The sequence below is a fragment of the Streptomyces sp. NPDC088812 genome (assembly GCF_044750285.1).
GTDB lineage: Bacteria > Actinomycetota > Actinomycetes > Streptomycetales > Streptomycetaceae > Streptomyces.
On the sequence record NZ_JBIVJP010000006.1, the window covers coordinates 42,932 to 62,989 of the forward strand.

Here is a 20,058-nt window from a genome sequence, read left to right on the forward strand (position 1 = left end):
GGCAGACTGGCCCCGTGCCTCCCACCGTGCTCCTCGCCGAAGACGACCGCGCGATCCGCCACGCCCTGGAACGGGCCCTGACCCTGGAGGGCTATCGGGTGACGGCGGTCGCCGACGGCGTCGAGGCGCTCGCGCACGCCCACCGGACGCCCCCGGACGTGCTGGTCCTGGACGTCATGATGCCCGGCATCGACGGCCTCCAGGTCTGCCGCGTGCTGCGCGCCGAGGGCGACAGCACGCCCATCCTGATGCTGACGGCGCTCGTGGAGACCGCCGACCGGATCGCCGGGCTGGACGCGGGCGCCGACGACTACGTCGTGAAACCCTTCGACGTCGAGGAGGTCTTCGCCCGGCTGCGGGCCCTGCTGCGCCGCACCGGCCCGACACCGGCGGCGGCCCCCGTCGACGTACCGAAGCCGGCCGCGGCCTCCGCCCGCCACCACCTGGAGGCCGCCGGACTGCGCATGGACCCGCAGGCGCGGCGCGCCTGGCGCGGCGAGCGGGAGCTGGAGCTGACCCGCACCGAGTTCGAACTGCTGGAACTGCTCGTGCGCAACGCCGGCGTCGTCCTCGACCACTCCACGATCTACGACCGCATCTGGGGCTACGACTTCGGCCCCGGCTCCAAGAACCTCGCCGTCTACGTCGGCTACCTGCGCCGCAAGCTCGACGCGCCCGGCGCCCCGCAGCTGATCCACACCGTGCGGGGCGTGGGTTACGTGCTGCGGGAAGACTGAGGGGCGGACCCGGTGGGCGGCCGCCCGAGGCGGTGGATGTCCCGGCGGCGCTGGCGGCTCGTGTCGCTGCGCACCACCTTCGCGGTGTCCTTCGCCGCCGTGACCGCCGCCGTCACCGTCCTCGTCGGCGTGCTGTCCTACTCGGCCGCCGCCCGGCTGGTGCGGGTGGACCAGGAGTCGGTCTTCGACGAGGTCGTGCAGGACCTGCGGGACGAGGTGCGCCAGCGGGCCATGCACCCCGGGGACTTCTCCTCCGCCGCGCCGGGCCACGACATCGTGCGCCCGGCCCGCACGGACGTGCAGGTGCTCGGCCCGGACGGGGCGGTCGTCGACCCCGGCAGCCCCGGGCTGCCGGTCGTGGCCGCCGACCGGGACGTCGCCGCCGCCCCGACGGCGGGGACGCTGACCGAGCACGAGGACGTCGACGTCGGCAACGACGTCTACCGCGTCGCGACCGTCGCGCTGGGCGGCGGGCGGGGCGCCGTGCAGGTCGCCCAGGAGTTCAGCGACACGGAGGACCTGCTGCGCGCGCTCCTGCGGCGGACGCTGCTGCTGATGGCCGCGGTCGTCACCGCCGCGGGCCTGTTCGGCTGGTGGCTGGCCCGGCGCATCACCCACCGCCTGGTCATCCTCACCACCGCGGCGGAGGACGTCGCCCGCACCCGCCGGCTGGGCGTCCAGGTGCCCGTCACCGGCTACGACGAGGTCGGCCGCCTCGGCCGCGCCTTCGACCGCATGCTGGGCCGCCTCGCCCAGTCCGAGGAGGACCAGCGGCGCCTGGTCCAGGACGCGGGCCACGAACTGCGCACCCCGCTGACCTCACTCCGTACGAACATCTCGCTGCTGCGCCGCATCGACGAACTGCCCCCCGCCACCCGGGACGAACTCGTCGCCGACCTCGGACAGGAGGCCCGCGAACTCACCGACCTCGTCAACGAACTGGTCGACCTCGCCGCCGGCCAGTCCGACACCGAACCGCCCCGCCGCATCGACCTCGCCGACCTCGCCGAGGAGGTCGCCGTCCTCGCCCGCCGGCGCACCGGCCGGCAGATCCTGGTCCGCGCGAGCGGCGACACCACCACCCACGGGCGGGCGGGCATGCTCCAGCGGGCGCTGTCCAACCTCGTCGAGAACGCCACCAAGTTCGACCGCGGGGGCCGGGCACCCGTCGAGATCAACGTCACCGGCCCCGCCCGGCCCGGCACGGTCCGCGTGGAGGTCCTCGACCGCGGCCCCGGCATCACCGACGCCGACCTCACCCGCGTCTTCGACCGCTTCTACCGCGCGGCGGACGCGCGCTCCCTGCCGGGCTCCGGCCTGGGCCTGTCCATCGTCCGCGAGGTGGCCCTGTCCCACGGCGGGGCACCGTTCGCCCACGGCCGGGCGGGAGGCGGTTCGGTGATCGGGTTCACGGTGGGCGGACACCGGGCGAGCGAGGCGTGAGCGGGGACGCGCTGGTCTTGCGGCTGTGGGGTGAGCGGGGATGGTCTTGCGGCTGTGGGGTGAGCGGGGATGGTCTTGCGGCTGTGGGGTGAGCGGGGATGGTCTTGCGGCTGTGGGGTGAGCGGGGATGGTCTTGCGGCTGTGGGGTGAGCGGGGATGGTCCTGCGGCTGTGGGGTGAGCGGGGATCGTTCTGCGGCTGTGGGGTGAGCGCGGGCCGTCGGCGTTCGTGGGTGACGTGCTCGTACGGCGGTGGGGGCGGGCGGGTCCGACGGCGGGCGCGGACGACGCGGCCCCGGTGGCGGCGTACGAGCGGGCCGGGGTGAGCAGGTATGCCTTCGGGGCGGCGAGCGACGGCGGGCCGGTCGGTACGCCGGGTGACGGAGGGCCGCCGGACGAGGAGAGCCGCCGGACGAGGAGGGCCGTGCCGTCCGCCGGGTGGGACCTGGCGGCCGAGCGGTTCACCGGGCGCCCGCGGGCCGGACGGTCCGCAGGGCAGGGAGGGAGTCGACGCATGCTGAACGACCAGGAAGCCGCCGTGCTGGCGGCGATCGACGGGGCGGCCGCCGCGCGGACCCTGCTGGAGCTGATCGCGATACCCAGCGTCACCGGCAGCGCCGCCGAGTCCGAGATCCAGCACCACCTCGCCGGACGGCTGGAGCGGCTCGGGCTCGACGTCGACCTGTGGGGCATGGACCTGCCCACCCTGTACGCGCACCCCGGATTCCCGGGGACGGAGGCGCCCCGGGAGGAGGCCTGGGGGCTCGTGGCACACACGCCCGACGGGGGCGACGGGCCGACCCTGATCCTCCAGGGGCACGTGGACGTCGTACCGCCCGGGGACCTCGCGGCCTGGGAGGGCGACCCGTTCGCGCCCCGGGTGAGCGGGGACGTGGTGCACGGGCGCGGTGCCTGCGACATGAAGGCCGGCCTCGCCGCGCACCTGGCCGCGCTGGCGGCGGTCCGGGCGGCCGGCGTGCGGCTGCGCGGGCGGGTCGCGGTGCACTTCGTCGTCGGGGAGGAGGACGGCGGGCTCGGCACCTTCGGCACGCTGCACCGCGGTCACACCGGCGACGCGTGCCTCATCGCCGAGCCGACGGCCGGCACGGTGATCACCGCCAACGCCGGAGCGCTCACCTTCCGGATCGCCGTCCCCGGCAGGGCCGCGCACGCCAGCTCGCGCGAGGCCGGGGTCAGCGCGATCGACGCCTACCTGCCGCTGCACCGCGCGCTGGCCCGGCTCGAAGCCGTACGCAACCGGGCCCCCGACCCGCTCCTCGCCGAATACCCGATCCCCTACTCCCTCTCCGTGGGCACCCTGCGCTCCGGGGACTGGGCGAGCAGCGTGCCGGACCTGCTCCTCGCGGAGGGGCGGCTGGGGGTGAGTCTGGGGGAGGACCCGGCCGAGGCGCGGGCGGCCCTGGAGCGGTGCGTGGCCGAGGCGTGCGCGGCCGACCCCTGGCTGCGCGAGCACCCGGCGACGGTGACCTGGCCGGGCGGGCAGTTCGCGAGCGGGCGGCTCCCTGCGGGGCATCCGCTGCGCGACACCGTGGCGGGGGCGTACGCCGACGCGACCGGTGCCCCGCGCCCGCGGGAGCGCGGGGCGACGTACGGCAGCGACCTGCGGCTGTACGCCGCCGCCGGGATCCCTGCCCTCCAGTTCGGGCCGGGCGACATCGCGGTCGCGCACAGTGCGCGGGAGCACGTGTCCGTACGGGAGGTGGTGGACGCGGCGCGTGCGGTGGCGCTGACGGTGCTGCGGACGGTCGGGACCAAGTGAGGGACCGGTGCGGACCGGTGCGGACCGGTGAGGGCCGGTGAGGGCCGGTGCGGACCGGTGAGGGCCGGTGCGGGACCGGTGGACCCGGGGCCCTGGTGGGCGGGCCGGTGGTGTTCTGGATCACATGCCATGAGGTGAGTGCCGACCCGGGGTGATTCCCGTACCCACCCTTGACGAGCGAAGTCCGGGTGCGACGATGAGGCTTCATGACGGCAGGGTGGTGTTCCCGCACGGTTCGGGCGGCGGTGTTCGCGGCCGTCTGCGTGCTGCTCGCCGCCCTGGGCCACGTCATGATGTCCGGCGGTTCCGTCCCCGCGGGGGCGCTGGCCGCAGGCGCGGCCGTGACCGGTGCGGCGGGCTGGTGCCTGGCGGGCCGGGAGCGCGGGCTGCCGCTGATCGTGACGGTCGTGGTCGCCGCCCAGACGGCACTGCACTGGGCGTTCTCCCTCGCGCAGCGGGCGGGTACGAGAACGACCGGATCGGCCGCCGACCGCATGGAGTCCATGGACTCCATGGGTCACATGTCCATGGACATGGGCTCCATGGACATGGGCCTCATGTCGATGGGGCACGCGATGCACGACACGGGCCACATGGACCTGGGCCACATGGACCTGGGCCACGCCGGGACGGGTGGCTTCCCGGGCGGCTCGTCGTCGTTCGGCATGCTCGCCGCCCACGTGCTCGCCGCGCTGTTGTGCGGCCTGTGGCTGGCCCACGGCGAGAAGGCCGCGTTCCGCATCCTGCGGGCCGTCGCCGGATGGCTGGCCGCGCCGCTGCGGGTGCCGCTCGCTCCGCCCGCCGTCCAGGTCCGCCCCCGCCCGCGGCCGCGTCGCCCCCGATCGGAGCGGGCGCCGGGCCTCCTTCCGCTCGTCCACGCCATCACCTCTCGGGGTCCCCCTGCGGGGACGGCTGTCGTCTGAGGACAGCTGGTGTCCCGAGGCCGCCCGTGCGTGCCTCGGGCTCGGTCGTACGCCCACCCGGACGCCGCCGCGTGCCGCGTTGTCGCGGCGCCGCGACTCCGTGACGCGACTCGGTGACTCCGCGCCGCAGGGCCGACCGACCTCCCCCCTTCACCGGACCGACCGCCCGCGCCCGCGTGGGCCCGGACCGGATCTCGCATCCCGAGAAGGACACCTGGTGACCAGGAGAACTGCTGTGCCCGCCTCTCGTACCGCCGGTCGTACCGCTCGCGGCACGACCGGCACACCGTCGTCGCTCGACGACTCGATCACGGCATGGGCGCTCGCCGCGCGAGGAGGTGACACGGACGCCGTCGAGCGGTTCGTGCGTGCCGTGCACCGTGACGTCCAGCGCTACGTCGCCCATCTGTGCGGCGATCCGCAGGCCGTCGACGACCTCGCGCAGGACACGTTCCTGCGGGCGCTCGGCAGCCTGCACCGCTTCGAGGGCCGCTCCTCGGCGCGCGCCTGGCTGCTGACCATCGCCCGCCGCACGGTGATCGACAGCCTCCGGTGCGCCGCCGCCCGGCCCCGCCTGTCCGACGTGCCGGACTGGCAACTGGCCGTCGAGAAGGCGCAGCCGCGGGACCTGCCCGGCTTCGACGACGGCATCGCCCTGCTGGATCTGCTGGCGTCGCTGCCGGACGAGCGACGGGAGGCGTTCGTCCTCACGCAGATGGCCGGCCTGCCGTACGCGGACGCGGCTGCGCTCAGCGACTGCCCCGTCGGCACGGTCCGCTCCCGGGTCGCCCGGGCCCGCGCGACCCTGATGGAGCTGCTCGACGCCGGAGCCACCGCCCCCGTCCTGGAGGCGGTGGGGGAGGAGGCACGGCCCGCCGCTCTGGCGGCCTGAGCCCCGGTACGAGGGTGCATACGAGGGTGAGGGGGTGTCGGTACCCGCCGTGGACGGCCGCCGGCAGCGCACCTTCAGCCGACGTCACGGTCAGCTGAAGGTGCGGCGGTAGGCGTGCGGGCTGACCCCCGTGGTGCGTTTGAAGCGTTCACGGAAGGCGGTGGGGGAGCCGAAGCCGACCTGGCCGGCGATGCGTTCCACGGAGTGGTCGGTGGTCTCCAGCAGGTGCTGGGCCTGGCGGACGCGGGCGCGGTGGAGCCACTGGAGCGGCGTGGTGCCGGTCTGTTCGCGGAAGCGCCGGATCAGGGTGCGCGTGCTGGTCCCGGCACGGGCGGCGATGTCCTCCAGGCTGAGGTCGTGGCCCAGGTTCTCCTGCAACCAGGCGAGCAGCGGTTCGAGTACCGACCCCTGGGGCCGGGGCGGGTGGTCGTGGACGATGAACTGCGCCTGTCCGCCCTCCCGTTCGAGCGGCATGACGGACAGGCGGGCGGCGTCGGCGGCGACGGCCGAGCCGTAGTCCCGGCGGATCATGTGCAGGCACAGGTCCAGTCCCGCGGCGGCACCCGCAGAGGTGAGGATCTGCCCGTTGTCCACGTACAGGACCGTCGGGTCGACCTCGACGTCCGGGTGGGCGGCGGCCAGGAGGCCGGCCGCGATCCAGTGGGTGGTGGCCCGCAGGCCGTCGAGGAGTCCAGTGGCGGCCAGCGGGAAGGTGCCCGAGCAGATGGAGGCGATCCGCGTGCCCTTCCCGGCGGCCGCCCGCAGCGCGTCCCGGACGGCCGGGGAGAGCGGCGCCGCGGGCTCGGCCGTGCCGGGCACGATGACCGTGTCCGCGTCCTCCAGCCCCTCCCCCAGGGCGCGCGCAGGATGAAGGCTCCCGCGTCCACCTCCGGGTGTTCCGCGCACACGCGGACCCGGTAGCCGGGCCGCCCGTCCGGCAGCCGGGTGCGGGCGAACACCTCGAGCGGCGTGGACAGGTCGAACGGGATCACCCGGTCCAGCGCGAGTACGGCGACGGTGTGCATGGCGGGAGCGGTCTCGTCGACTGGCGTGCCGCCGGCGGGCCGCTCATCACCCGGTGAGCACGCCCGCCCGTACGGGCTAGCGCACCCACCCGGTGTACTGCTGCCCGCCATTTCGGTTCGAGGTGACGGAGCGGGACCGTATGCCGCCGCTCTCGACGGCCGAGTTCACCGCGCGCACCAGCCACGCGTTGACCGACAGGCCCTCGCGTGCGGCCGCCTCCTCGGCGCGCGCCTTGAGCGGGGCCGGGAGCCGCAGGTTGACCCGCGCGGTGGTGCTGTCCTCGTCGGTGGGCGCCGGAGCCGGTGCCTTCAGCGGCTCGGGCCGGTCGGCCGGCCCCTCGAAACCGGCGTCACCCGGCGGCGGTGTCACGACGAACTCGGGGTCGAGCCCTCGCAGCCGTACGTCGACGGAGCCGGGGGCGAGTTCACGGGTGATCTCGTCCATGGCGGCGGACAGCACGTTCAGCAGGGTCAGCCGGGCCGCCGACTCCAGCGGCGCGGTCAGTCGCTCGGCCAGCGCGCGGGCGTCCTCCCCTCCGGCTTCCGCGGCCACCGCGAGTTCCCGGCGGAGTGTGTCGACGTACGGCGTGAGGTCCATGACGCCATGGTGGCACCCGGGTGGGTGCACGGTGGGACCCGGCACTTGATCGGGCGAGTGGGCAGTCCACCCTGCGGGGCGGAGCGGGCGCGTGGGATCGCCGGCACGGCGCTGCGACCTGTTCAGGTGAACGAGGCTCTTGATGTCCTCGCCGATCCCGAGGGCAACGAGTTCTGTGTGCTGGATCCCCGGGAGATTTACCGGGACACCGGGCCGATCGCCGCGGTGGTGGCTGCGGATCTGCTCCGGCGGCTACCGGCACGGTGTCGCATAGGTCGCGCGGGCGCGTGCGGAGCGAACAAAGGGAAGGCGCAGGCCGTGGAGGTTCGAGGCAACTTGCTCTATGTAATCGGAGGTATATACCGTTGATTGCATGACGGAGTGGTGGGAGATCGAGCCCGAGGTGCGGGATTGGCTGGACCTGCTTCCGCTCCGCCTCTACCGGCGTGTGGAGGACAAGACGGACCGCCTCTTGGGCGAGCCGACGACGCTTGGTGAGCCGTACTCGCGTCACCTGGGCGGCAAGCTGCGTGAATTGCGCTTCGAGCTGGACGGCGAGGCGGTGCGCATCCCGTACTGGCTCGCCCCCGGGCAGAGGATCGTTCTGCTCACGGTGTTTCGTAAGACGAGGATGCGTGAGGCGGCAGAAGTCGAGCGTGCGCAGCAGGCCTAGAAGGTCTGCGAGGCCGAGCACGACCGGGCCGAGCACACCTACGATCGACGCAGGGAGAGTTGATGAATCACAGCACGTGGAGGACGCGCCGGGCGCGGCAGCTTGCGGGCGAGGCGGTGGAGTACGACCAGGAGTACGTCGACGCGCGGCTGGCCGGCGATCTCGGGCAGGCGGTCTACGACCGTCGGATCGAGCTCGGCTTGTCCCAGGCCGAGCTCGCCGAGCGAGCCGGGATGACGCAGCCTCAGGTGTCCCGGATGGAGGGCGGCGACACCGTGCCCACTCTCCCGTTGCTGCGACGCCTGGCCAAGGCCCTGGACGGCACCCTGAACCTGGCCATCGACGAGGGCGACTCCCACGTCACCTTCACCCCGCACGCCGCCTGAACCGGCCCGCGCCCGGCACACAAGACGAGGGCGGGGTCCCGAGAACCCCGCCCGACCCCCACGAACCCCCGGCTCAGGGCCACACCAGGTCGTACGGCTGGTGCCCCGCCTCATGCAGCGGTGGCTGAAGGTCTGCCACACGTGCAGCGATGGGGAGGGGCAGGGGGCTGAACGCCGGATTGTGCGCTGACCTGGGGATACTGCTCTCGGTGGTTCTCAACGGTTGACGCCGTTTCCTGGGCTTATGCGCTCTGGATGTGCCCTCAAGAGGCGCAAGCCACGGCCAGCGCTGAAGTGTGGCTACTCAAGGTCCGATGTAGTTGCAGCAGCCGAGGGTGGGCGACGTCAGTTCTGTTTCTCTCCCAAGGCTGTGCGCAGCCAGTCCAGAGACCCGGTCGCCAGCACCGCGTCGGCGAGTTCATTGGCCGACTTCGTGGTGAGCCGACCGCGGCTGTTGTCGATCCAGCGCTGCGCGTTCTCGTAGCCCTGGGCCTTGTACTCGATGCCCTGGATCATGCATTCCAGTTTGTCGGCGTCCCGGGCACAGATCGCCTCGGCGGATTCCTTGGCCTCGTATTCGGCGACGAGTTCCCTCACGGCTGAGGCCAGGATCTCGGGCATACCGGCGACCTGGTCGGCGGTGACCGCCTGTGGGTCCGCCTCGGTAGCGTACTTTTTGCCAAGGTGATTAACGTCCCCGGTCCGCGTCTCCTGGGAGTCGTGCCACACCGCGAGGTAAGCGGCCCGCGCAGGGTCGGCGCCTTCGAGTTTCGCGATGATCGTCGCAAGCAGAGCCGTGCGCCAGGAGTGCTCCGCCACCGACTCCGGGTCGCCTACCCCGGCCATCCACCAGCCGGTGCGCTTGGTCTGCTTCAGCGTGCCCGCCTCGTACAGGAAACGCGCTACCGCGGACAGGTCTTCAGCCACCGTCGGACTCCTCTCACGCCTCGGCGAGGCGGATCGCGTACCGGATGCTCTCCAACTCCCGACGCCCGCGCACCGGAAGCTCCCGGCTATCCAACATCACAGGCAGCCGGTCGCGCAGGGCGCGTCCTGCTGCTCCGGATCGCAGCAGGTGGGGCCGTACCTGGAGCAGGGACCACACGGAGTGGATGTTGAGGTCGACGTAGCCGTGATGCGGCGCGAGACCGTGCGCGAGATGGGCGAGGAGCTTGTCGCCCGGCCACGGCCCAGGGGTGCGAGCGGCAATGAAGTCGTCGCTCAACTCCAAGTGGGCGGTCTCGCCGACCCAGTACGCCCAGTAGTTCAGATTCGCGGCCTCGCCGGCGTCATCGTCGATGAGGGCGGCGTCGATGAAGTGACCCATGTGATCCCGGTCCCCTCGCCGGGCCGAGACCGCGGCAAGGGACCGAGAGTTGAGCCAGCCCGTGAGCCAGTCGCCGGAGCGTTCCGTGCCCTGCTGGTGAGCGAGCCACTCGGAGGTGTCGGCTTGGCCGTCGTACCCGGAGAGATAGAGGGCCTGGCGGCGGAGCAGGAACTGCTCCTCGCCACGGGCCTGTTCCGCGGTGCGTCGCATTCGTGTGAAGAAGCGTGCCCGGTCGGAGGCCGACAGCTCCGGCCCGGCCGGCGCGGGTCCTCGGCGCTTGCGGGGCGGGGCGGCTAGGTCGCGGACCGGCTGGGGTGGCACGTGGTTGAGGGGCCAGGCGAGGACCTCGACGAGGTCACGCTGCATCACCCAGGCCCCGAGCGGGCTTGCCGCGACGTCGGCCTCGTCGTCGAGGGCGTCGGCGAGGAGTACGTCCGCCTCCAGGGCGCGGTCGAGTGCTTGCAGGAGCGCGGGGGCGGTGCCCATCTGCATCAGCCGATGACGGTGCACGAGCATCTGCCCGACCGGCACGGCGGTCAGCGGGCGGCGGCCGGATTCCCAGCCCGCGACCCCGCCGCCCGCCCCCCACGAACCCCCGGCTCAGGGCCACACCAAGCAGTAAGCCTGATGCCCCGCCTCATGCAGCCGATGGCTGAAGTCCTGCCACTCGTGCAGCAGTTGGTACACGTTGAACGCGTCCCGCGGTCCGCCCCGGTCCGGGACCGTCGACCAGATGAAGGCCGCCGCGCCGACCGCCTCCTCGCCGATGTCACGGAGGGGGTCCACCACCGTCATGGGGAGTTTGACCACGGCGTAGTCGGGGTGCAGGACGACCAGTTCCAGCGGGGGGACCCGGTGCAGCGGGACACCCTCGATGCCCGTCAGGACCATCGCCGCCATCGTCTCGGGCTTGATCTTGGTGAACATGCCGTTCATGCCGAGCTCGTCGCCGCCGAGTTCCTCGGGGCGCATCGAGATCGGGACACGGGCCGCGGTCGCGCCGTCCGGCGCGCCGAAGTACTTGTACGTCACCCCCACCCGACCACCATTCCTGATCCCCGCCCGCAGGCCGTCCGTCCGGCGGTCGGTCGGCTGGGGCTCACTCGGTACGCCCTGTGCCTGACGTGCTTCGGTACTGTCAGCGGCTGCCTCCGCGTCGCGCCGGTGCCTTCCCCGCCGGGCACGTCGAGGGCCCAGGTCATCAGTCCCCTCGCCCAGCCCGCCACCGCGATGCATATCTCCACCCGACTGCTTTTCTAGGACGCGTGACGCCCGCCGCGCAACCCGATCATCGTGTCAGTGACCTCCCCCACGGCCGCCCGCCGAAACGTGCGGTGAAACACCTGTCCGCAGGATCTTCGCAGCCCTCCGGCACATCGTCGGTGCGGGCCGCGTCCAGTGCCCACAGTTTCGCAGACGGCGGACGGGACGGACGGGCAAGCCGGGCTGCCGGTGGCGGCCCCGCTGCCGCCGGACCGCCCTGGCCTACCCTGAGGATGTCACTGGCAACCGCAGTCCCAGAAGTCGGAGAAGGTCGGAGTAGCCGCAGGTCATGAGCGAAATGCCTTATTCATACGATGCGCCCGTCTCGCAGGCCCTGTTCGACCGTGCGGCCGCCGTCACGCCAGGTGGTGTGAACTCGCCGGTGCGCGCCTTCCGTGCCGTGGGCGGTACGCCCCGGTTCATGGTGTCCGGCAGCGGTCCGTACCTGACCGACGCCGACGGGCGGGAGTACGTCGATCTCGTCTGTTCCTGGGGACCCATGATCCTCGGGCACTCGCACCCCGAGGTCCTCGCCGCCGTACAGGAGGCCGTCGTCCGCGGCACCTCCTTCGGTACGCCCGGTGAGGGCGAGGTCGCGCTCGCCGAGGAGATCGTCGCGCGGGTCGAGCCGGTCGACCAGGTGCGGCTGGTGTCCAGCGGGACCGAGGCCACCATGTCGGCCATCCGGCTCGCCCGCGGGTTCACCCGGCGCACCAAGGTGATCAAGTTCGCCGGCTGCTACCACGGTCACGTGGACTCCCTGCTCGCCGCGGCGGGCTCCGGCGTGGCCACCTTCGCGCTGCCCGACACCCCTGGTGTCACCGGTGCCCAGGCCGGCGACACCATCGTGCTGCCGTACAACGACCTGGAGGCCGTGCAGGAGGCCTTCCACCGGCACCCCGGCGAGATCGCGTGCGTGATCACCGAGGCCTCCCCGGGCAACATGGGCGTCGTGCCGCCGCTGCCCGGGTTCAACCAGGGGCTCAAGGACGCCTGCGCCAACAACGGCGCCCTCTACATCTCCGACGAGGTCATGACCGGCTTCCGTACGAGCCGCGCCGGCTGGTACGGCGTCGACGGGGTCAAGCCGGACCTGATGACCTTCGGGAAGGTGATGGGAGGCGGGTTCCCGGCCGCGGCCTTCGGCGGACGGGCCGACGTCATGGCGCACCTCGCGCCCGCCGGGCCCGTCTACCAGGCCGGCACCCTCTCCGGGAACCCGATCGCGACCGCCGCCGGGCTCGCCCAGCTCCGGCTCCTCGACGACGCCTCCTACGCCACGCTCGACGCCGTCTCGGAGCAGATCAGGGGGCTGGTGTCGGAGGCGCTGTCCAAGGAGGGCGTCGCGCACACCGTGCAGAGCGCCTCCAACATGTTCTCCGTCTTCTTCACGGACCGCGCGGTGCGCACCTACGAGGACGCCAAGGCGCAGGACTCCTTCCGCTTCACGGCGTTCTTCCACTCGCTGCTGGCGAACGGCGTTTACCTGCCGCCGTCGTCCTTCGAGTCGTGGTTCGTGTGCACGGCCCACGACGAGCGGGCCGTCCAGCGGATCGCCGACGCCCTCCCGGCGGCGGCCCGAGCGGCGGCGGAGGCCACGGCGGCATGAGCGTCAGCAGCAGCGACAACAGCAACAGCAGCAACGGCAGCGACATCACCGTCGTCCATCTCATGCGCCACGGTGAGGTGGCCAACCCGGACGGCATCCTCTACGGCCGTCTCGCCGGCTACCACCTCTCCGAGCTCGGCCGGCAGATGGCCGACCGGGTCGCCGAGCACCTCGCCTCCCGGGACGTCACCCACGTCTGCGCCTCCCCGCTGGAGCGGGCGCAGGAGACGGCGACCCCCATCGCCAAGGCGCACGGCCTGGACCTCGCCACCGACGAGCGGCTCATCGAGGCCGACAACGTCTTCCAGGGCAAGACCTTCGGCGTCGGCGACGGTGCCCTGCGCCGGCCCGAGAACTGGCGGCACGTCTACAACCCGTTCAAGCCGTCCTGGGGCGAGCCGTACGTCGACCAGGTGGTGCGGATGATGGGCGCGCTGGACGCGGCCAAGGACCGGGCGCGGGGGCACGAGGCGGTGCTCGTCAGCCACCAGCTGCCGATCTGGACCGTGCGGTCCTACGTCGAGCGGCGGCGGCTGTGGCACGACCCGCGCAGGCGGCAGTGCACGCTCGCCTCCCTGACGACGTTCACCTACCGGGGCGACACGATCGTCTCCGTCGGGTACAGCGAGCCCGCCCTGGACCTCGTGCCGGCCCACCTCCGCGCCGGCGCCAAGCCGGTGAAGGGGAAGGGGAAGGGCAAGGCCTTCGGGGCGTAGGCGTATCGATCACGAGTGTCGTCGGCCCGCCGCTCGGCGGCCGAGGGCCCGCCGCTCCGCACAGGCGTCTTTCGAACGCCTGTTACGGAATCCGCACGTATCGGCGGAACCCTCCCGTTCGTCCCGTGCTCTGACTGGGTGACCACCAGAGCACGCGACGGACGGGGATGTCATGCGCACTCTCACCCGCAGGGGAGCACTCGGACTCGGGGCGGCGGCCGCGGCCGCCGCCGGACTCGCCGGGTGCGCCGACCTCGCCCCCTCGGACGCTTCGAGCACCGGCCCGGGTTCCGGTTCCGGTTCCGGGGAGAATCGTTCCGGCTCGGCCGCGGACGGCTCCGCGAGCACGCCCCCGGTCACCGTCCGCCCCCTCGGTGACGGCTCCACCTCGTTCACCGGCAAGCAGCCCCACCAGCCGGCCGCGCCGGAGCCGCTGGAGCCCGGCCAGGAGCCGCCGCAGTTCGTCGTCTTCTCCTGGGACGGGGCCGGCGAGGTCGGCAACGGCCTCTTTCCGCGCTTCCTGGACCTCGCCGAGCAGCACGGCGCGTCCATGACCTTCTTCCTCTCCGGGCTCTACCTCCTGCCCGAGTCGAAGAAGCGGCTCTACGACCCGCCCAACAACACGCGCGGCGCCTCCGACATCGGCTACCTCACCGACGCGCACATCAGGGACACCCTCACCAACCTCCGCCGCGCCTGGCTGGCGGGGCACGAGATCGGCACCCACTTCAACGGGCACTTCTGCGCCGGGAGCGGTTCCGTCGGCAACTGGACCCCGCAGCAGTGGCGCAGCGAGATCGACCAGGCCAGGTCCTTCGTGAAGGAGTGGCGCACCAACACCGGGTGGACCGACCTCCCCGCGCTCCCCTTCGACTACGACAAGGAACTCGTCGGCGGCCGCACGCCCTGCCTCCTCGGCCAGGACAACCTGCTCCCCACCGCTCGCGACCTCGGCTGGCGGTACGACGCCTCCTCCTCCGGAGGCCGCCAGGTCTGGCCGGACAAGAAGCAGGGCCTGTGGGACCTGCCGTTGCAGCAGATACCTTTCCCCGGACGCGGGTTCGAGGTCCTCTCCATGGACTACAACATGCTGGCCAACCAGTCGGTCAACTCCACCAACGCGCCCCGCCACAACTACCCGGGCTGGCGGGAGCAGGCCGCCCAGTCGTACATCCAGGGGTTCCGGCGGGCGTACGAGACGAACCGCGCGCCCTTGTTCGTCGGCAACCACTTCGAGCAGTGGAACGGCGGCATCTACATGGACGCCGTCGAGGAGGCCTTCACGCACATGGCGCGGGAGAAGGAGAAGGGCGCGGACGTGCGACTGGTGTCCTTCCGGCAGTTCGTGGACTGGCTCGACGTGCAGCGGCCCGAGGTGCTCGACCGGCTGCGGACGCTCGACGTCGGGCAGCGGCCGGCCGGCGGCTGGAAGGCGTTCCTGGCGGAGGCGGCCCCGGGCACCGGCACCACGGACACCGCCGCGACGGGCACCGCCCCCGCCACCGCCGCGACGGGCACCGCCCCCGCCATTGCCGCGACGGGCACCGCCCCCGCCATTGCCGCGACGGGCACCGCCCCCGCCACCGCCGCCCGCACCGACGCGGGCACCGCCGCCTGAAATGCGCGTTTCTCCGCCGAGGGGGGGTGGGCAAGATCCCCAGAACGGGCATGCGAAACTTTTCACATGAGTGCCGCCAGCCGCGCCCCCCTGCGCTCGACCGCCAGGATCCGCTCGCGTCGCGCCGCCCTGACGACCACAGGTGGCGTCGTCGCGGCGCTGCTCGTCTCCGCCTGCACCTCCGGAGGCGTCTCCGGCGGAGGCGGTGACACCAACTTCGTCATGGGCGAGGACGGCATCTCCACCGTCGCGAAGGGCGAGCGCGACACGGCCCCCGACCTGTCCGGCGAGACCATAGACGGCAAGCAGCTCGCGGTCTCCTCCTACAAGGGCAAGGTCGTCGTCCTGAACGTCTGGGGCTCCTGGTGCGCCCCCTGCCGTGCCGAGGCGGCCAACTTCCAGAAGGTCTCCGCCGACCTCGCGGACCAGGGCGTGCAGTTCGTCGGCATCAACGTCGCCGACCCGCAGGTCAAGAGCGCCCTCGCCTTCGAGAAGCAGTACGGCGTCACCTACCCGAGCCTGTACGACCCGAGCAGCAAGCTGATGCTCCGCTTCGAGAAGGGCACCCTCAACCCGCAGGCGATCCCCTCCACGCTCGTCCTGGACCGGCAGGGGAAGATCGCGGCGCGCTCCCTCGCCGCGCTCAGCGAGGAGAAACTGCGCTCCATGATCAAACCGGTCCTCGCGGAGAAGTGACGGAGAAGTGACGTGACCGCAGTCACCACACTCGCCGCCGACGGCTACAACGGCACGGTGCTCAACGGCGCCCTGCTGGTCGCCCTGCCCCTCGCGCTGCTCGGCGGCCTCGTCTCCTTCTTCTCCCCGTGCGTCCTGCCGCTGGTGCCCGGCTACCTCTCCTACGTCACCGGTGTCACCGGCACCGATCTGGAGGAGGCCCGGCGCGGCCGGATGGTCGCCGGCGCCTCGCTGTTCGTGGCCGGCTTCACCGTCGTGTTCGTCTCCGGCGGGGCCCTGTTCGGCTACTTCGGCCAGACGCTCCAGGAGCAGCAGGGCGTCCTCTCCAAGGTGCTGGGCGTCCTGATGATCCTCCTGGGCGTGTTCTTCATGGGGCTGATGCCCTGGATGACCCAGCGGGAGTTCCGCTTCCACCGCCGGCCGGTGACCGGGCTGGTCGGCGCCCCCGTGCTCGGCGCGCTGTTCGGCATCGGCTGGACGCCGTGCATCGGCCCGACGCTCGCCTCCGTGCTCGCCCTGTCCTCGCAGCAGTCGAGCGCGGGCCGCGGGGCGCTGCTGACCGTCGCCTACTGTCTCGGCCTCGGCGTGCCGTTCGTGCTCGCCGCGGTCGCCTTCCGCAAGGCGCTCGGCGCCTTCGGCTGGGTCAAGCGCCACTATGTCTGGGTGATGCGGATCGGCGGCACGATGATGATCGTGACCGGTCTGCTGCTGCTGACCGGCGCGTGGGACAGCCTCGTGCAGGACATGCAGTCCTGGTCCACCGGCTTCACTGTGGGGATCTGATCCATGAGCAAGACCACTACGACCGGTGCGCCGACCGGCGACACACCGGCCGCCGCCTCCGACGACCAGGACCTCGGCGCGGCCGGCTCCCAGTTGTCCACCGCACCCGAGGAGGGACCGCCCACCCTGCCCTCCCTGGGCGTCGTCGGCTGGGCCCGCTGGTTCTGGCGGCAGCTGACCTCGATGCGGGTCGCCCTGCTGCTCCTGTTGCTGCTGGCGCTCGGCGCGATCCCCGGCTCGCTGATCCCGCAGACCGGCAACGACGCCACCAAGGTGGCCGAGTTCCAGGACGCCCACCCCACCCTCGCGCCGATCTACGACAAGCTCGGCCTCTTCCACGTCTACGGCTCGGTGTGGTTCTCCGCGATCTACATCCTGCTGTTCGTCTCCCTCATCGGCTGCATCGTGCCCCGCACCTGGCAGTTCGTGGGCCAGCTGCGCGGCCGTCCGCCGGGCGCGCCCCGGCGGCTGACCCGGCTGCCCGCGTACACGACGTGGCGCACGGAGGCGGAGCCGGAGCAGGTGCGCGAGGCCGCGCTGGCCCTGCTGAAGAAGCGCCGCTTCCGCGCGCACCTCGCCGGTGACGCGGTCGCCGCCGAGAAGGGCTATCTGCGCGAGGTCGGCAACCTCGCCTTCCACATCGCGCTCATCGTGATGCTGACCGCCTTCGCCTGGGGCCAGCTCTTCAAGTCCGAGGGCAACAAGCTCCTCGTCGAGGGCAACGGCTTCTCCAACACCCTCATCTCCTACGACGACTTCAAGTCCGGCAGCCTCTTCTCGACGGACGACCTGACCCCGTTCAGCTTCTCCCTGAACGACTTCACCGGCACCTACGAGACCTCCGGCCCCAACAAGGGCACCGCGCGCACCTTCAAGGCCTCCCTCACCTACTCCGAGGGCGCCTACGGCAAGGACGAGAAGACCGTCGTCGAGGTCAACCACCCGCTGGAGATCGGCGACTCCAAGGTCTACCTCACCGCGCACGGCTACGCGCCGGTCATCACCGTCCGGGACGGCAAGGGCGAGGTCGTCTTCCAGGACGCCGTGCCGCTGCTGCCGCTCGACTCCAACGTCACCTCCTCCGGCGTGATCAAGGTCCTCGACGGCTACAAGAACGCCAAGGGCGTCTCCGAGCAGCTCGGCATCCAGGCCTTCTTCCTGCCGAGCTACGCCGAGGGCAACGAGACGGCCTCCACGTTCCCCGCGCTGCTGAACCCGGTGCTGAACCTGGAGCCGTACCACGGCGACCTCGGCGTCAACTCCGGCATTCCGCAGAGCGTGTACCAGCTCGACAAGACGCACATGAAGGAGTTCAAGGACTCCAAGGACCTCCAGCTGCGGGGCAACCTCACGCCCGGTAAGACCCTGACGCTGCCCGACGGCGCCGGCTCGATCACCTACGAGGGCACCAAGGAGTGGGCGAACTTCCAGGTCACGCAGCAGCCCGGCAGCGGCTGGGCGCTGGGCGGCGCGATCGCCGCGATCTTCGGTCTGGCCGGTTCCCTGTTCATCCAGCGCCGCCGCGTGTGGGTGCGCGCGGTGCGGGGCGCCGACGGTGTGACGGTCGTCGAGATGGCCGGACTCGGCCGCAGCGAGTCCGCCAAGGTGCCCGAGGAGCTCGGTGACCTCGCCGGCCTCCTCTACGACCGGGCCCCCGGCGCGCCCGACCCGGCCCCGGCGGCCTCGGAACCCGGCCGGGACTCCGATACCGACGCCGCCCCCGACACCGACGCCACCACCCCCGACCCTCACGTCGTACCTGCCGAAGGGGCTGAGAAGTGACTCTCGCCGCCGCAACCGACTGGGCTGCCGCGACCGACCTGGCCGCCGCGACCAACGAGAACCTCGCGAGCATCAGCAACACGCTGATCTACTCCGCGATGGCCGTGTACACCCTGGCCTTCTTCGCCTACATCGCCGAATGGCTCTTCGGCAGCCGCAGCAAGGTCGGCCGCACCGCCGCCGCGCTCACCGCCGACGCGCAGGCGAAGGCGCCGGCCGTCACCGTGAAGAAGAACGGCGGCACCGCCGTCCTGGAGCGGCCGAAGGTCGTCGTACGGGCCGCGGCCGGCGCGCGGGACGTGCCCGACGGGCCGGGCGCGCACGGCGGGGACGAGCAGGGCGACCTCTACGGGCGGATCGCCATCTCCCTGACGGTGCTGGCCTTCCTGGTCGAGCTGGGCGGGGTCGTCGCCCGCGCGGCCTCGGTGCAGCGGGCGCCGTGGGGCAACATGTACGAGTTCAACATCACCTTCTCGACGGTGGCCGTCGGCGTGTACCTCGCGCTGCTGGCGCTGAAGAAGAACGTGCGCTGGCTCGGCCTGTTCCTGATCACCACGGTCCTGCTCGACCTCGGTCTCGCCGTCACCGTCCTCTACACCGCCAGTGACCAGCTGGTGCCCGCCCTGCACTCGTACTGGCTGTACATCCACGTCTCCACCGCGATCTTCTGCGGCGCGGTGTTCTACGTGGGCGCGGTCGCCACGGTCCTGTACCTGTTCAAGGACTCCTACGAGAACAAGCTGGCGAGCGGCGGCACGCCCGGCCGGTTCGCGAACTCGGTCCTGGACCGCCTGCCCGCGTCGGCCTCGCTCGACAAGTTCGCCTACCGGGTCAACGCGGCCGTCTTCCCGCTGTGGACGTTCACGATCATCGCGGGCGCGATCTGGGCGGGCGACGCCTGGGGCCGCTACTGGGGCTGGGACCCCAAGGAGACCTGGTCCTTCATCACCTGGGTCGCCTACGCCGGCTACCTGCACGCCCGCGCCACGGCCGGCTGGAAGGGCCGCAAGGCCGCCTACCTGGCCCTGCTCGCCTTCGCCTGCTGGCTGTTCAACTACTACGGCGTCAACATCTTCGTCTCCGGCAAGCACTCGTACGCCGGCGTCTGAGAACGCGCCACACGGCAGAGGCCGGTTCCGGTGACCCAGGTCACCGGAACCGGCCTTTGTCGTGCGGACAGGTAGAGGGGCGTGGATACGACTCTGGGGAATCTGAGGAAACGCATCCGCGCGGGGGACCACGACGCCTTCGGCGAGCTCTTCGACGCGTACGCGCGGTCCGTCTACAACCACGCCTACCGGCTCACGGGGGAGTGGTCGGTGGCCGAGGAGGTCGTGTCGCTGACCTTCCTGGACGCCTGGCGGCTGCGCGGGAGGCTCGACGAGGACGGCGGTTCGCCGCGCCCCTGGCTGCTGGGCATCGCCACCAACGTCACGCGCAACACCCGCCGCGCGGCCCGACGGCACGCGGCGGCCGTCGCCCGGCTCCCGCGCGGGGAGACGGTACGGGACTTCGCCGACGAGGTGGCCGACCGGATGGACGACACGGCCCGGCTGGCCCTCGTACAGGCCGCGTTGGCGAAGCTGAGGCGGGCCGAGCGGGAGGTCCTGGCGCTGTGCGTGGGAGCGGGGCTGGACTACGCGGCGGCGGCGGAGGCGCTCGGGGTGCCGGTCGGGACCGTGCGGTCGCGGCTCTCCCGGGCCAGGACGAAACTCGCGAAACATATGGAACCACCCGTGAGCCCCGGACAGATGAGAGAGGACCGCGGCACCGCGGTCGGGCCCCTGAGGGAGGGAACCCGATGAACCG

General features: G+C 72.1%; 17 protein-coding genes and 3 pseudogenes. 15 read left to right on the forward strand and 5 right to left on the reverse strand.

The genetic code is table 11. From position 1 onward, the window contains the following. Window positions 1-14 precede the first annotated feature (14 nt). The 5 genes from ACIP67_RS12410 (at window position 15) to ACIP67_RS12430 (ending at window position 5,773) form a co-directional block, all read left to right on the forward strand. Complete coding sequence (locus tag ACIP67_RS12410; RefSeq protein WP_401691086.1) at window positions 15-737, forward strand: response regulator transcription factor; 723 nt, start codon at window positions 15-17, stop codon at window positions 735-737. Window positions 738-773: 36 nt separating this feature from the next. After that, window positions 774-2,180 carry an ATP-binding protein gene (locus ACIP67_RS12415; RefSeq protein WP_401691088.1) on the forward strand — a complete coding sequence of 469 codons (1,407 nt, stop codon included), beginning with the start codon at window positions 774-776 and terminating at the stop codon, window positions 2,178-2,180. 512 nt (window positions 2,181-2,692) lie between these two features. Continuing rightward, window positions 2,693-3,958, forward strand: a complete 1,266-nt coding sequence (locus ACIP67_RS12420) for an ArgE/DapE family deacylase (RefSeq protein ID WP_401691090.1) — start codon at window positions 2,693-2,695, stop codon at window positions 3,956-3,958. A gap of 206 nt (window positions 3,959-4,164) precedes the next feature. Then, window positions 4,165-4,881 carry a hypothetical protein gene (locus ACIP67_RS12425; protein ID WP_401691091.1) on the forward strand — a complete coding sequence of 239 codons (717 nt, stop codon included), beginning with the start codon at window positions 4,165-4,167 and terminating at the stop codon, window positions 4,879-4,881. 235 nt (window positions 4,882-5,116) lie between these two features. Further along, window positions 5,117-5,773, forward strand: coding sequence for a sigma-70 family RNA polymerase sigma factor (locus ACIP67_RS12430; RefSeq protein ID WP_401691093.1), 657 nt, complete (start codon window positions 5,117-5,119; stop codon window positions 5,771-5,773). Between the two features lie 90 nt (window positions 5,774-5,863). Here the strand turns inward: ACIP67_RS12430 and ACIP67_RS12435 are convergent. Next, window positions 5,864-6,798, reverse strand: a pseudogene (locus tag ACIP67_RS12435) (GlxA family transcriptional regulator). A 76-nt stretch (window positions 6,799-6,874) separates the two neighbouring features. After that, on the reverse strand, window positions 6,875-7,396 hold the full coding sequence (locus ACIP67_RS12440; protein ID WP_401691095.1) for a toxin-antitoxin system HicB family antitoxin: 522 nt from the start codon (window positions 7,394-7,396) through the stop codon (window positions 6,875-6,877). Between the two features lie 373 nt (window positions 7,397-7,769). On the opposite strand from ACIP67_RS12440, the pseudogene ACIP67_RS12445 reads away from it, so the two are divergent. After that, window positions 7,770-8,132 (forward strand): annotated as a pseudogene (locus tag ACIP67_RS12445) (type II toxin-antitoxin system RelE/ParE family toxin). Beyond that, entirely contained in the window at window positions 8,132-8,455 is a 324-nt protein-coding gene (locus ACIP67_RS12450; RefSeq protein ID WP_351898905.1) for a helix-turn-helix transcriptional regulator, read from the forward strand. The pseudogene ACIP67_RS12445 and the gene ACIP67_RS12450 overlap by 1 nt, the downstream one beginning before the upstream one ends. Before the next feature lie 345 nt (window positions 8,456-8,800). Here ACIP67_RS12450 and ACIP67_RS12455 read toward each other — a convergent pair whose 3' ends face one another. From ACIP67_RS12455 to ACIP67_RS12465, 3 genes and pseudogenes are all read right to left on the reverse strand, one after another. Next, a complete protein-coding gene (locus ACIP67_RS12455; RefSeq protein ID WP_401691097.1) occupies window positions 8,801-9,382 on the reverse strand; it encodes an HD family hydrolase in 582 nt (193 codons plus the stop codon). A 13-nt stretch (window positions 9,383-9,395) separates the two neighbouring features. Further along, window positions 9,396-10,352, reverse strand: a pseudogene (locus ACIP67_RS12460) (transcriptional regulator); the annotation flags it as partial. Window positions 10,353-10,382: 30 nt separating this feature from the next. Next, the gene (locus tag ACIP67_RS12465; protein WP_401691099.1) at window positions 10,383-11,018 is read right to left on the reverse strand and encodes a hypothetical protein; all 636 of its coding nucleotides are present in this window, start codon (window positions 11,016-11,018) and stop codon (window positions 10,383-10,385) included. A 316-nt stretch (window positions 11,019-11,334) separates the two neighbouring features. Here ACIP67_RS12465 and hemL point away from each other — a divergent pair, with 316 nt between their 5' ends. The 8 genes from hemL (at window position 11,335) to ACIP67_RS12505 (ending at window position 20,054) form a co-directional block, all read left to right on the forward strand. Beyond that, window positions 11,335-12,654, forward strand: coding sequence for a glutamate-1-semialdehyde 2,1-aminomutase (gene hemL / locus ACIP67_RS12470; RefSeq protein WP_401691101.1), 1,320 nt, complete (start codon window positions 11,335-11,337; stop codon window positions 12,652-12,654). Continuing rightward, window positions 12,651-13,370, forward strand: coding sequence for a histidine phosphatase family protein (locus ACIP67_RS12475; protein ID WP_401691103.1), 720 nt, complete (start codon window positions 12,651-12,653; stop codon window positions 13,368-13,370). Before hemL ends, ACIP67_RS12475 begins: the two co-directional genes overlap by 4 nt. Before the next feature lie 172 nt (window positions 13,371-13,542). Then, on the forward strand, window positions 13,543-14,988 hold the full coding sequence (locus ACIP67_RS12480) for a hypothetical protein (RefSeq protein WP_401691104.1): 1,446 nt from the start codon (window positions 13,543-13,545) through the stop codon (window positions 14,986-14,988). Between the two features lie 66 nt (window positions 14,989-15,054). Further along, window positions 15,055-15,684: a TlpA family protein disulfide reductase gene (locus ACIP67_RS12485; RefSeq protein ID WP_401691106.1), complete on the forward strand. Its 630-nt coding sequence runs from the start codon at window positions 15,055-15,057 to the stop codon at window positions 15,682-15,684. Window positions 15,685-15,696: 12 nt separating this feature from the next. After that, entirely contained in the window at window positions 15,697-16,467 is a 771-nt protein-coding gene (locus tag ACIP67_RS12490) for a cytochrome c biogenesis CcdA family protein (protein ID WP_401691107.1), read from the forward strand. A 3-nt stretch (window positions 16,468-16,470) separates the two neighbouring features. Then, the gene (locus ACIP67_RS12495; protein WP_401691109.1) at window positions 16,471-18,249 is read left to right on the forward strand and encodes a cytochrome c biogenesis protein ResB; all 1,779 of its coding nucleotides are present in this window, start codon (window positions 16,471-16,473) and stop codon (window positions 18,247-18,249) included. Next, entirely contained in the window at window positions 18,246-19,358 is a 1,113-nt protein-coding gene (ccsB, locus tag ACIP67_RS12500) for a c-type cytochrome biogenesis protein CcsB (RefSeq protein WP_401691110.1), read from the forward strand. The genes ACIP67_RS12495 and ccsB overlap by 4 nt, the downstream gene beginning before the upstream one ends. Before the next feature lie 81 nt (window positions 19,359-19,439). Next, on the forward strand, window positions 19,440-20,054 hold the full coding sequence (locus ACIP67_RS12505) for an RNA polymerase sigma factor (RefSeq protein ID WP_401691111.1): 615 nt from the start codon (window positions 19,440-19,442) through the stop codon (window positions 20,052-20,054). Window positions 20,055-20,058: the final 4 nt, after the last annotated feature.

Bases quoted from the DNA above. Each gene is read 5' to 3' on its own strand.
- ACIP67_RS12415 (WP_401691088.1), top strand. From the start codon at position 774: ATGTCCCGGCGGCGCTGGCGGCTCGTGTCGCTGCGCACCACCTTCGCG.
- ACIP67_RS12420 (WP_401691090.1), top strand. From the start codon at position 2,693: ATGCTGAACGACCAGGAAGCCGCCGTGCTGGCGGCGATCGACGGGGCG.
- ACIP67_RS12425 (WP_401691091.1), top strand. From the start codon at position 4,165: ATGACGGCAGGGTGGTGTTCCCGCACGGTTCGGGCGGCGGTGTTCGCG.
- ACIP67_RS12440 (WP_401691095.1), bottom strand. From the start codon at position 7,396: ATGGACCTCACGCCGTACGTCGACACACTCCGCCGGGAACTCGCGGTG.
- ACIP67_RS12450 (WP_351898905.1), top strand. From the start codon at position 8,132: ATGAATCACAGCACGTGGAGGACGCGCCGGGCGCGGCAGCTTGCGGGC.
- ACIP67_RS12465 (WP_401691099.1), bottom strand. From the start codon at position 11,018: ATGCATCGCGGTGGCGGGCTGGGCGAGGGGACTGATGACCTGGGCCCT.
- hemL (WP_401691101.1), top strand. From the start codon at position 11,335: ATGAGCGAAATGCCTTATTCATACGATGCGCCCGTCTCGCAGGCCCTG.
- ACIP67_RS12475 (WP_401691103.1), top strand. From the start codon at position 12,651: ATGAGCGTCAGCAGCAGCGACAACAGCAACAGCAGCAACGGCAGCGAC.
- ACIP67_RS12480 (WP_401691104.1), top strand. From the start codon at position 13,543: ATGCGCACTCTCACCCGCAGGGGAGCACTCGGACTCGGGGCGGCGGCC.
- ACIP67_RS12485 (WP_401691106.1), top strand. From the start codon at position 15,055: ATGAGTGCCGCCAGCCGCGCCCCCCTGCGCTCGACCGCCAGGATCCGC.
- ACIP67_RS12495 (WP_401691109.1), top strand. From the start codon at position 16,471: ATGAGCAAGACCACTACGACCGGTGCGCCGACCGGCGACACACCGGCC.